This window comes from Paraburkholderia kirstenboschensis (assembly GCF_904848585.1).
GTDB classification, from domain to species: domain Bacteria; phylum Pseudomonadota; class Gammaproteobacteria; order Burkholderiales; family Burkholderiaceae; genus Paraburkholderia; species Paraburkholderia kirstenboschensis.
In genome coordinates this window covers 1-12,000 of the sequence record NZ_CAJHCR010000043.1, presented here as the reverse complement: position 1 = coordinate 12,000, position 12,000 = coordinate 1, and the positions used below count along the sequence as shown (strand labels likewise).

8 protein-coding genes and 2 pseudogenes are annotated in these 12,000 nt (G+C 62.7%); 7 read left to right on the top strand and 3 right to left on the bottom strand.

The window, feature by feature from the left end; all coding sequences use genetic code 11:
- Positions 1–69, bottom strand: a pseudogene (locus JMY24_RS39920) (IS6 family transposase); the annotation flags it as partial.
- 666 nt (positions 70–735) lie between these two features.
- On the opposite strand from JMY24_RS39920, the gene JMY24_RS37430 reads away from it, so the two are divergent.
- The 3 genes from JMY24_RS37430 to JMY24_RS37420 all read left to right on the top strand — a co-directional run bounded on the left by JMY24_RS37430 (position 736) and on the right by JMY24_RS37420 (position 5,150).
- A complete protein-coding gene (locus JMY24_RS37430; RefSeq protein WP_128597837.1) occupies positions 736–2,376 on the top strand; it encodes an L-lactate permease in 1,641 nt (546 codons plus the stop codon).
- A 111-nt stretch (positions 2,377–2,487) separates the two neighbouring features.
- On the top strand, positions 2,488–2,889 hold the full coding sequence (locus JMY24_RS37425; protein ID WP_128597838.1) for a heme-binding protein: 402 nt from the start codon (positions 2,488–2,490) through the stop codon (positions 2,887–2,889).
- Positions 2,890–2,981: 92 nt separating this feature from the next.
- Positions 2,982–5,150, top strand: a complete 2,169-nt coding sequence (locus JMY24_RS37420; protein WP_128597839.1) for a malate synthase G — start codon at positions 2,982–2,984, stop codon at positions 5,148–5,150.
- Positions 5,151–5,231: 81 nt separating this feature from the next.
- On the opposite strand, the gene glcC is transcribed toward JMY24_RS37420, so the two are convergent.
- Positions 5,232–5,987, bottom strand: coding sequence for a transcriptional regulator GlcC (gene glcC, locus JMY24_RS37415; RefSeq protein WP_128597840.1), 756 nt, complete (start codon positions 5,985–5,987; stop codon positions 5,232–5,234).
- Positions 5,988–6,222: 235 nt separating this feature from the next.
- Between glcC and glcD the strand changes: the two genes are divergently transcribed.
- From glcD to JMY24_RS37395, 4 genes are read left to right on the top strand one after another with little or no spacing between them, the layout of a single operon-like run.
- Positions 6,223–7,722 carry a glycolate oxidase subunit GlcD gene (glcD, locus tag JMY24_RS37410; RefSeq protein ID WP_128597841.1) on the top strand — a complete coding sequence of 500 codons (1,500 nt, stop codon included), beginning with the start codon at positions 6,223–6,225 and terminating at the stop codon, positions 7,720–7,722.
- A complete protein-coding gene (gene glcE, locus JMY24_RS37405; protein ID WP_128597842.1) occupies positions 7,722–8,795 on the top strand; it encodes a glycolate oxidase subunit GlcE in 1,074 nt (357 codons plus the stop codon). Before glcD ends, glcE begins: the two co-directional genes overlap by 1 nt.
- 27 nt (positions 8,796–8,822) lie before the next feature.
- Positions 8,823–10,040: a glycolate oxidase subunit GlcF gene (glcF, locus tag JMY24_RS37400; RefSeq protein WP_128597843.1), complete on the top strand. Its 1,218-nt coding sequence runs from the start codon at positions 8,823–8,825 to the stop codon at positions 10,038–10,040.
- Positions 10,041–10,085: 45 nt separating this feature from the next.
- Entirely contained in the window at positions 10,086–11,414 is a 1,329-nt protein-coding gene (locus JMY24_RS37395) for an MFS transporter (RefSeq protein WP_128597844.1), read from the top strand.
- 170 nt (positions 11,415–11,584) lie between these two features.
- On the opposite strand, the pseudogene JMY24_RS37390 reads toward JMY24_RS37395, so the two are convergent.
- A pseudogene (locus tag JMY24_RS37390) lies at positions 11,585–11,889 on the bottom strand (hypothetical protein); the annotation flags it as partial.
- Between the last annotated feature and the right edge of the window lie 111 nt (positions 11,890–12,000).

Below are 12,000 nucleotides of genomic sequence, written 5' to 3'. Positions count from 1 at the left end.
ACGCACCGCGCAGCTGATGACTGCGGCGGGAAAGCGGTGACCGTGATAGAGCGAGTTCGTCTTTTTCATCGCGACATCTTACGCGACCGCCACGGTAACGTGACAACGCCGTTTCTGGCTAAAAGTCAGTTTCAAGGGGTCCTCGGCGATGTCGTTGCGTCTGTCGGTTCTTAACGACGTACTGCCAAAATTCTTGAGCATCTAGACGGGGGCGTCGCGCCGGACAGCTTGCCGTCAACGCGATCGCCCAAGTCACGGCACCCGACAAGCTTGCGGTGATCTTCGTGTATTGGAGCAACGGCGCGGCCGTTTGACTCAGCGATGTCGCGACGGTCACCCTGGATTCGCTGGGGGGCTCGGATTCAACCCTTCCGTTTCCTGCCGCTCGGTAGCCTCACTTTTGTAACAAACGGCTATCAAGATCTGTCCGCACAGCGCACAAGCGTCACTGGTATGACCACGACGTAGCCCGCGTGCTTCGTTCCGCGGCACGACGTTTCGAGCCGCGCGACGTGGTCTCTTCTCCTCAAGAGCATCTCGGCCGTTAAAAAAACTGGTATTACCAGCCTATGCGAGATGGACAGTCGCAGTGAGTTGCTGCAAGAATTCCCGGCGTTCAGGCGTTCGATGCCTCGCTTCGCATGCGCTGAGCCGCATGCGTTGGAAACAGCGACCGCCCTAGCGAACATAGATCGAGACCCGGTTCGCGAAACCAGGGTCCGCAAAGGAGACACAATGACATCTGCTGTAGCCGCACCTCTAGCTCCAGTCTTTTCTCAGCCGCTCACGCCAGTCGGGGACTCCCTCCTGCTTTCATTCCTCGTCGCTGCCGTGCCGATCGCCGTGGCGCTCGTGATGCTCGGTCTGCTGCGCCGTCCAGCATGGCAGGCTTCGCTGGCCGGCTTGATCGCCGGGCTCGCAATTGCGATAGGCATATGGAAGATGCCCGTTTCCATCGCGTTCGATTCGGTCGCTGCAGGCATGGCGCTCGCCCTTGTTCCCGTGATGTGGATCGTGGTCAACGCGCTTCTCCTCTATAACATCGCGGTGAAATCCGGGCGCTTCGATCAATTTCGGCAGTGGATGCTGGATCATTTGCCTAACGACCGACGTCTCGTGCTGCTCGTCGTCGCCTTTTCGTTCGGCTGCCTGCTGGAAGGGATTTCCGGCTTCGGCACGCCTATCGCGATCACGAGCGCGCTTCTCGTCGGGTTGGGCTTTCCGGCGCTGGAGGCTCTCACCTATACGCTGATCTTCAACACCGCCCCTGTCGCGTTCGGGGCGCTCGGTGTGCCGATTACCGTGCTGGGCGCGGTCTCGTCGCTTCCGGCGCCGACGCTCGCAGCGATGGTCGGCAGACAGCTCCCCTTCTTCGCGTTGCTGCTGCCGTTCTACGTTGTCGGTGTCTACGGCGGGTTTCGCTCCATCCGCAAACTCTGGCCGGCCCTTCTTGCGTCGGGCGGAAGCTTCGCGGCCGCTCAGTTCGTCACGTCGAACTTCCTTGGTTACCAGCTGACGGACGTGCTTTCGTCCCTTACGTCGCTCGTGGTCACGATCGGCTTCCTGAAAGTGTGGCGGCCTGAACCGGACCCGGAGTTCGCAGTCGTGCGCAGCGGGGGCGCGGAAAAGCCGGGCGCGACCGTCGGTTATGGCGGCTGGCTGCCCTGGATCGTGGTGTCGGTCGTCGTGATCTTTTGGGTCCATGCCGACATTGCGTCCATTGGCGATGTCAAGGTGCAGTGGCCCGGTTTGCATAACGCTGTTTTCGTGACGCTGTATAACAAGCCTTACGCCGCAGTGTGGGACTTCCAGCCGCTGGGAACGGGCACGGCCATTTTGATTGCTGCGCTGATCACGGCTGCGTGGACGCGTACCGGTGTCGGCGCCTTCTTCGAGTGCGTCGTCAAGACGTGGCGTCAGACGCGCATCGCCATTCTCACAGTCATGATGATCGTGGGCCTCGCCTACCTGCTGAACTACTCGGGCATGAGCTACACGCTCGGCATGGGCGTCGCGTCGACGGGAGCACTGTTCCCGCTCGTCTCGGCATCGCTCGGATGGATCGCGGTGTTTCTGTCGGGCAGCGATACATCGGGAAATGCGCTCTTCGGCAATCTGCAGGTCGTGGCGGCCCGTCAAGCCGGTCTCGATCCGGTGCTGATGGCAGCAACCAATTCGTCGGGCGGCGTGATGGGAAAGATGATCTCGCCGCAGAACATCGCGACCGGTGTGTCGACGACCGAACTCAAGGGCAAGGAAGGCCTCGTATTCGCCCGCACGTTCTGGCATAGCGTGTTTCTCACCCTTCTGCTCGGCGTGCTGGTCTTCCTGCAGCAGCACGTGCTGAGCTGGATGATTCCCACGCTGCCGCATTGACCGCGTGCTTAGGCCTTTCGTTGCGTGGTCCGAGTGTTTTTTCGTGCGTCGGGTTCTGTACACGGAGAACCCGACGCGCGGCTGTCGTAGTTATCTAAAGAGAGATTCCTTATGCAAACGAAACCTGTGATTTCCATCGACGACGTGACCCGCGTGCTTTCCGCTGCACAGGCCGAGGCAAACAAGCAGAACTGGCCTGTCGCGATCGCAGTGGTCGACGACGGAGGCCATTTGCTCGGCATGTTGCGTCTGGATGGGTGCGCGCCGATCGGCGCCGACATCTCGATCGGCAAGGCCCGCACGGCAGCCGTGGGGCGCCGTGAATCGAAGGCTTACGAAGACATGGTCAACGGCGGACGCACCGCCTTTACCACCGCACCGATCGTCACCGCACTCGAAGGCGGCGTTCCCCTGATTGCAGACGGTCACGTGGTCGGTGCCATCGGCGTCTCCGGAATGAAGCCCGCTGAAGATTCGCAGATCGCTAAGGCCGGCGCGGCAGTACTCGTCTAAAGCGCATCCATTCTCCCCGAGCATCAGGTCCCTGCCGAGCGTACGCGCTCGCAGCGACCAGCCTCGAATTGCAAGTCACCTTGGAGCAGTACATGACGGAAATGACTCAGCGCGACCGTCTCCGCGTCGCTGAGAAGCTCGCCCATTTCATCGAAACCGAGGCACTGCCCGGCACCGGTGTCGACGTGGAGCAATTCTGGCGCGGATTCGCCGCCATCGTTCACGACTTCGCGCCAAAGAATCGCGCGCTGCTTGCCGAACGCGACCGGCTGCAAGCCGAACTCGACACATGGCACCGCGAGCATCCGGGCCCCGTGCGCGATCTGAACGCCTATCGCAGCTTCCTCGAGCGCATCGGCTACATCGTGCCGGCGCCGGCGAAGTCCCAGGCGACCACGACCGGCGTGGATCGGGAAATCGCCGAACAAGCCGGCCCGCAGCTGGTCGTGCCGCTGTCCAACCAGCGCTACGCGCTCAACGCCGCGAACGCTCGCTGGGGCAGCCTCTACGACGCGCTGTATGGCACCGACGCGATCGATGACGCCGACGGCGCCGCCCGCTCGGCCGAGTACAACCCGAAGCGCGGCGCACGCGTCATTGCGTTCGCGCGCCGCTTTCTGGATCAGGCGGCACCGCTCGCCGACGGCTCGCATGCAGAAGCGACGAGCTACACGGTCGAGAACGGAAAGCTGGTCGTGTCGGTCAATGGACGTACTACGGGTCTGAAGGATCGGGCGGCGTTCATCGGCTTCGTGGGCGAAGCGAACGCGCCGTCCGCCGTGCTTCTCAAACACCACGGCCTGCACTTCGAGATTCAGTTCGACGCGAACGACGTCATCGGAAAGACGGACACCGCGCATGTGAAGGATGTGCTCATGGAAGCCGCCGTGAGCACGATCATCGACTGCGAAGATTCGGTTGCGGCCGTCGATGCCGACGACAAGGTGCAGTTGTATCGCAACTGGCTCGGCCTGATGACCGGCAAGCTCACCGAAGAAGTGACGAAGGGCGGCAAGACCTTCACGCGTCGCCTGAACGCCGACCGCGAATACACCGGCGCCGACGGCAAGCCCGTCACGTTGCATGGCCGCGCGCTGCTGTTCATCCGTAACGTCGGCCACTTGATGAGGAACCCTTCGGTGCTCGACGTCGAAGGCCGCGAGATCCCCGAAGGCATTCTCGATGGCGTCGTCACGACGCTCTGCGCCTTGCACGACCGAACGCACAAGCTGAACTCGCGCACCGGCTCCATCTATATCGTGAAGCCGAAGATGCATGGCCCCGCGGAAGTCGCATTCGCGAGCGAGCTGTTCGGGCGGATCGAGGACTTGCTCGGCCTTCCCCGCAATGCCATCAAGATGGGCATCATGGACGAGGAGCGCCGCACGAGCGTGAACCTCGCCGCCTGCATCGACGCAGCCGCTGCACGCGTCGCGTTCATCAACACGGGTTTCCTCGACCGGACCGGCGACGAGATGCATACGTCGATGGAAGCGGGCCCGATGATGCGCAAGGGCGACATGAAGTCGAGCAAGTGGATCGCCGCCTATGAGCGCAGCAATGTGCTGACCGGTCTTGCCGCCGGCCTGCGCGGTCGCGCGCAGATCGGCAAGGGTATGTGGGCCATGCCCGACCTCATGCACGCGATGCTCGAGCAGAAGATCGCTCATCCGAAAGCAGGCGCGAATACCGCGTGGGTCCCTTCGCCGACCGCTGCGACGCTGCACGCCCTTCATTATCATCAGGTCGACGTGCAGGACGTGCAGAAGGCGTTGGAGACCACCGATCTCGCCAGCGTGCGCGACGAACTGCTCGATGGTCTGCTGACGATTCCCGTCGTCGAGCGTGCAGAGTGGACGCAAGACGAAATTCGCAGCGAGGTCGAGAACAACGCTCAAGGCATTCTCGGTTACGTGGTCCGCTGGATCGACCAGGGCGTGGGCTGCTCGAAGGTGCCCGATATCCACAACGTCGGTCTCATGGAAGACCGCGCCACGCTGCGCATTTCCAGCCAGCACATTGCGAACTGGCTGCATCATGGGGTCGTGACGCCGGAATTCGTGCGCGAAACCTTCGAGCGCATGGCCGAGGTCGTGGACAAGCAGAACGCGGGCGATCCCAACTATCAGCCGATGGCGCCCGCTTACGACAAGTCACTGGCGTTCAAGGCTGCGTGGGCCCTGGTGGTTGATGGGCGAGATCAACCGAGCGGATACACCGAGCCCCTGCTGCATGCGTTCAGAACGCAGCGAAAGCACTAAAGCGAACCCCTTCAGGGAAGTCTGACCTCAAAGGCTGGATGCAAGCCAGCCTTTGAGGCGCATTGCCGATGGCGCCGTCGACTAGGACCATCCTTCGAGCCGCAGTGTCGAGCGCACCAGTCGCTGCTCTTCCTGCTCGATCTCCGAAAAGCCGTCGCGCACGCTGCGAATGTGCTGGCTGGCTGCGCGCCGCGCCTGCTCCGGCAACTGACCCGTGACCGCGTTGTAGAGCCGCGCGTGTTGCCTGTCGATCACCCGTTTATGCGGCTCGCGGTGATAGAGGTTGTTCACGGACGCGAAAACGGAACTCAACATCAGGTCGTTGAGAAAGGACAGCGTATGAACGAGCACCGGGTTATGCGACGCCTCGCAAATCGCCAGATGAAAGGCGTGATCGAGCCGCGCATGGGTTGAGGCATCGGTGTCTTCGGAATCCGCTGCCAGCATCGCTTCATAGCGGCGCTTGATCAGGACGTGATCGGCTGCGGTGCCGCGCAATGCTGCCAGCCGGGCAGACTCCGCTTCGATCATCTCGCGCACCTCCAGCAGGTCGTACAGCGTGCGCGGCTGCGCGCTCAGCAGATGCATCATCGGCGTCTGGGCGGGCTCGACAGTTAGGTTCGCCACGATCGATCCCTTTCCCTGCGATGTTTCGATCAGTCCGCGCTCACGCAGGACTTTCAGGCCTTCACGCAACGCCGTACGCGAGACACCGAGCTTTTCCGTGAGACGACGTTCGGAGGGAAGCGCCTGGCCCTCTTTCAGCACGCCGTCAACAATCAATCGCTCGATGCGTTCGACCACGACATCGGCAAGATTACGCTTCGTCTCTTCCATATCGCCTCGACCCTCCGACTGGTATTACCAGCCGCAATCGTATCACGCCTCATGGCACGAAACGGCCATCTCAGCCGCAAAAGAGCGCGTAGACGACGAATCTGGCTCGGGCGCGCCGTCGATAAACTGGTATTACCAGCTGGAAAAGCGTCGACAAACCGTCACGGACCCGCAAAAATCTTCGTCAATATGCGCTTGGACAGGGATCACTACGCTGTCCGCAAGGAGACACCGCATGACCTACGCTTACGATGAACGAATCGACGGCCCACTCGTCGATCAAGATAAAGCCAAGATCGTCCGCGAGCTGCAATCGCTGTCGCCCGGTCTTCAGCTCTTGCACGAGAAAGAAGACCTACGCCCGTTCGAGTGCGACGGACTGTCCGCGTACCGCATTACGCCGATGCTCGTTGCCTTGCCCGGTACTGTCGACGAGGTGCAGACGCTGCTCGCCTATGCGTCGGCGAATCGCATTCCGGTCGTGGCGCGCGGCGCGGGCACCGGGCTTTCGGGCGGCGCGCTGCCGCTCGAAAAAGGCATTCTGCTCGTGATGGCGCGCTTCAACCGCATTCTCGAGCTCGACCCGGAAGCGTCCGTCGCGCGGGTAGAACCCGGCGTGCGCAACCTCGCGATTTCGCAGGCAGCGGCGCCGCACGGTCTTTATTACGCGCCCGATCCATCGTCGCAAATCGCATGCTCGATCGGCGGCAACGTCGCGGAGAACGCAGGCGGCGTCCACTGCCTCAAATACGGGCTCACGGTCCACAACATCCTAAAAGTGGAGATCGTGACGATCGACGGTGAACGCGTGACGCTCGGCTCCGAAGCGCTCGATTCGCCGGGATTCGACCTGCTCGCGCTCATCACCGGATCGGAAGGCATGCTCGGCGTGGTCGTCGAAGTCACGGTCAAGCTGCTCGCGAAGCCTCAGAGCGCCAAGGTGCTGCTCGCGAGTTTCGATGACGTGGAGCGCGCCGGCGATGCCGTTGCGCAGATCATCGGCGCGGGCGTGATTCCAGGCGGCCTCGAAATGATGGACAACCTCGCCATCCGCGCGGCAGAGGACTTCATCCACGCAGGCTATCCGGTCGATGCCGAAGCGCTCCTGCTGTGCGAAGTGGATGGTGCGGAGTCGGACGTGCAGGAAGACTGCGAGCGCGTTGAAACGCTGCTCCGGGCCGCGGGTGCAACGGATATCCGCCTCGCCGCGAACGAAGCAGAACGCCAGCGATTCTGGGCGGGCCGCAAGAACGCGTTCCCGGCTGTGGGCCGCATTTCTCCAGACTACTACTGCATGGACGGGACGATTCCGCGCCGCGAATTGTCGCGTGTACTGCGCGGCATCGCGGCGCTGTCGCAAGAGTACGGTTTGCGCGTGGCGAACGTCTTCCATGCGGGCGACGGCAACATGCATCCGTTGATTCTGTTCGATGCCAACGCGCCCGGCGAAACCGAACGCGCCGAAGCCATCGGCGCACGCATCCTGGAACTCTGTGTCGAAGTGGGCGGCAGTATCACGGGCGAGCATGGCGTCGGGCGCGAGAAGATCAATCAAATGTGCGCGCAGTTCAACGCCGACGAACTGACCTTCTTCCACGCGGTCAAGGCGGCATTCGATCCCGCCGGCCTGCTCAATCCCGGCAAGAACGTGCCGACGCTGCATCGCTGCGCCGAATTCGGCTCGATGCATGTCCATCACGGCGCCCTGCCCTTTCCCGAACTGGAGCGTTTCTGATGCGGCGCGATTCCATCACCCACGACGATAGCGCGCGTCTCGTCGAAGAAGTGCAAACCGCGATTGCGTCGAAACAGCCGCTGCTCATTCGCGGCGCGTCGAGCAAGGCATTTCTGGGCCGTCCTGCCGCGCCGGGCTCGCGAGAGATCGACACGCGTTCGCACCGCGGCATCGTCAGCTACGATCCGAGCGAACTCGTGATCACCGCGCGCGCGGGAACGCCGCTCGCCGAACTCAACGCCGTACTGGACGACGCCAATCAGATGTTGCCCTGTGAGCCGCCGACTTATGGCGGGCAGTCGACGGTAGGCGGCGCGGTTGCCGCAGGTCTCTCCGGACCACGCCGTCCGTGGTCCGGCTCCGTGCGCGACTTCGTTCTGGGATGCCGGGTCATTACAGGCGAAGGCAAGCATCTGCGTTTCGGCGGTCAAGTGATGAAGAACGTCGCGGGCTTCGATGTTTCGCGGCTGATAAGCGGCAGCTTCGGCTGTCTTGGACTCGTCACGGAGGTCTCGTTGAAGGTGCTGCCGAAGCCGCGCGCATCCGCGAGTCTCGCTATCGCGATGGAAGCAAGCGACGCGATGCAGGACCTGTCGGCGTGGCGGCGCGCAGCGCTGCCTTTGAGCGGCGCGTGCTTCATCGACGGTGCGCTGTACGTGCGCCTCGAAGGCGGCACGGGACTGGTTCGATCCGCCGTCGATCGCATCGGCGGAAAGGAACTCGATGCGCGCTTCTGGGACGACCTGCGCGATCAGCGGCTGTCGTTGTTCGACGATCCCCGCCCGCTTTGGCGTCTGTCGTTGCCTAACGCGAGGCCGCTCGTCGAACTGCCGGGCGCCGTGCTGCTCGACTGGGCCGGCGCGCAACGCTGGCTCAAGAGCGATGCGAGCGCAGCCGACATCCGCGCAATCGCAAGCGCGGCCGGCGGTCATGCCACCTGCTTCACTCCGCACAGCGACGTCGAACCGTTCCATCCGATTCCTTCGCCATTGATCCGCCTGCATCGACAACTGAAAGCGCGCCTCGATCCGCACGGCATCTTCAATCCGGGCCGGATGTACGCAGACTATTGAACATCGAGCGCCGGAGACTTTCACACCATGCAAACGAATCTCAGCAATCAGGCTCTCTCACTCCCGCGCGCGAAAGAAGCAGAGGACATTCTTCGCACGTGTGTGCATTGCGGCTTCTGCAACGCGACGTGTCCGACGTACCAACTGCTCGGAAACGAACTGGATGGCCCGCGCGGACGCATCTATCTCATCAAGCAGATGCTCGAAGGCGAGCCCGTCAGCGACAAGACGCAACTCCATCTCGATCGCTGCCTCACCTGCCGCAACTGCGAAACGACGTGTCCGTCGGGGGTGAAGTATCACTCGTTGCTCGATATCGGCCGCGAGATGCTCGATCGGAGGGTCGAGCGACCGCTGGCGCAACGCGTGATGCGTACCGGCCTGCGCAAGATCGTTCCGCGTCCGCGCACGTTCGGCGCCATGCTCAAAGCGGGTCAGCTTCTGCGCGGCGCATTGCCGTCGGACATCGCCGACAAAATTCCGCGCAACGTCATCAGCGCGGGGAACCGCCCGCCGGTACGGCACACGCGCCGCATGCTGATGCTCGAAGGCTGCGCACAGCGCTCGCTTTCGCCGAACACCAATGCCGCGACCGCGCGCGTGCTCGATCGTCTGGGCGTCAGCATCGACGGGGTGTCGGAGGCGGGTTGCTGCGGCGCCGTCGACTATCACCTCGATGCGCAGAACGCGGGCCTCGATCGCGCGCGGCGCAATATCGACGCGTGGTGGCCGGAGATCGAGACTGGCGCGGAAGCGATTATTCAAACCGCGAGCGGCTGCGGCGCGTTCGTCAAGGAGTATAGCCATCTGCTGCGCGACGACCCTGCCTATGCGGAGAAGGCCCGTCGCGTGAGCGAGCTGGCGTGCGATATTGGCGAAGCACTCGCGCGCCTGCCCATCGAACGTCTGTCGGTCAAACCGGACAAGCGCGTCGCGTTCCACTGCCCTTGCACGCTTCAGCATGCGCAAAAGCTCGGCGGGTCCATCGAAGGCCTGCTTACCCGGCTCGGATTCACCCTCACGGGCGTGCCCGACGCGCATCTGTGCTGCGGATCGGCGGGAACGTACGCATTCACGCAGCCCGAGCTTTCGCGCAAGCTTCGCGACAACAAGCTCGATGCGCTCGAAAGCGGCAAGCCCGATGTCATCGCGACCGCGAACATCGGATGTCAGACCCATCTCGGCGGTGCGGGCCGGACCGCGGTACGTCACTGGATCGAGATCGTCGACGAGGCCATCGCGTGAACGCCGAATCACCTTATTGACCACCATAGCGAGAGACTGGAGACAATGACAAACAACGGACGTCCTGAGAAAACCGCGAGCGATCGTGCGGCTCTCGAAGACCGCGCTTATTCGAAAGCCGCATGGCGGCTTCTGCCCTTCCTGTTCCTGTGCTACGTCGCGGCGTATCTCGATCGCGTGAACGTCGGCTTCGCGAAGCTCCAAATGCTCAGCGACCTCGGATTCAGCGACACCGTATATGGACTCGGTGCGGGCATCTTTTTCATCGGCTACTTTCTGTTTGAAGTGCCAAGCAACATCATCATGCATCGCGTCGGCGCTCGGTTGTGGATCGCGCGGATCATGATTACATGGGCCGTTATTTCGGCGGCGTCGCTGTTCGTGAAGACGCCCACTATGTTTTACATCATGCGTTTTCTGCTGGGTGTGGCCGAGGCTGGCTTCTTTCCGGGCATCGTGCTGTATCTGACCTACTGGTTCCCAGCCGTGCGACGCTCTCGTATGAACGCGCTTTTCATGATCGGCATTCCGGTAGCCGGCGTTGTCGGCGGGCCGCTGTCGGGCTGGATCATGTCCGCATTCCAGGGCGTGGGCGGCTGGTCCAATTGGCAATGGCTGTTCGTGCTCGAAGCGATTCCGTCGGCTCTACTCGGCGTCGTCACGTTGATCTGCCTGCCGGACAGCATCGGGGCGGCCAAATGGCTGACTGAAGAAGAGAAGCGCCTGCTCGAAGCGAACATCCAGCGCGACGATGCAGGGAAGAGCCGCCACTCCGTGAGCACCGTGTTCTCGGATCTGCGCATCTGGAAGATGGCGGTCATCTACTTCTGCTGCATGATGGGCCTGTATGGCATCAGCTTCTATCTGCCGACGCTCGTCAGGGCGACCGGCGTGCAGAGCGCTCTTGAAGTCGGCCTGCTCACGGCCATTCCTTATGCATGCGCCGTTGCCAGCATGTTGTTCGTCGCGCGCAGTTCGGACCGCACAGGCGAGCGTCGTTGGCACTTTGCCATTCCTGCGGCGCTTGCGGGCATTGGGCTCTTCGTCAGCACGCAGGCGAACACCAACGTTGCCGTTGCGATGCTCGCGCTCACCGTCGGCACCGCCGGCATGCTAGCCACCATGCCGGTCTTCTGGACCTATCCCAGTTCGATCCTCGCCGGAGGCTCAGCGGCTGCGGCGATCGGCATGATCAACTCGATCGGCAATCTTGCGGGATTCGCGAGCGCATCGATCATTGGCTGGCTGAAGGACGTCACCCACAGCACCAACGCCGGCATCTACTGCGTCTCCGGTGCGCTGATTCTCGGCGCGGTGCTTGCGCTCTTGGGCAAGCGGCAGGCGCTCAATGCTTCGCGGCCCGTCGCCGGTTGAGGCGCAGCCGCTTCGGATCTGTGCCGCCAGCCAGTGCCCCGCACCGCGTGGTCATCCGACGCGGACCGTACCGCGAGGTCGCGTCCGGTTCGCGTCGTTGGCCCTGGATTCGAACTGACGGTGGCATCGGAGACGCCGGTCAGCGCGCCTCCCACGGACATAACGGAAAATCACTGCTCCGCGATTGCGCCGCCGCTGGCGGCGGGCTCAGCGAGCTCGTCCCGCTCGAAACGCCCGTAACGCAATGCCAGCGTCGTCAGCACGATCAGATTCATCGCAGTCGATGTGACCAACCCGCCCGGGATTCACGATTGCCATCGCCCTTCGGTCTCATTGCCAGCCGCGCCGCTCATCACGGCGAGCCGTAGCAGCGCCAGCGGGGTGACCTGTGCGGTCGCCAGGTTCGGCACGAGAGGCTCGGAGGCGCCGCAAACGGCTTAGCGCGGTTCCATGGCTCTTCTTCGACATTTACGAGGGGCTTTGTCAACTTGCCGGTAGCGAGACGAAATGGTGGCAGAGGTCATCATTGCTCAGCGAGCATTCGACGGATTCTGGGTGAGGTCGGTGAATTCGTGCCACGCAGCGA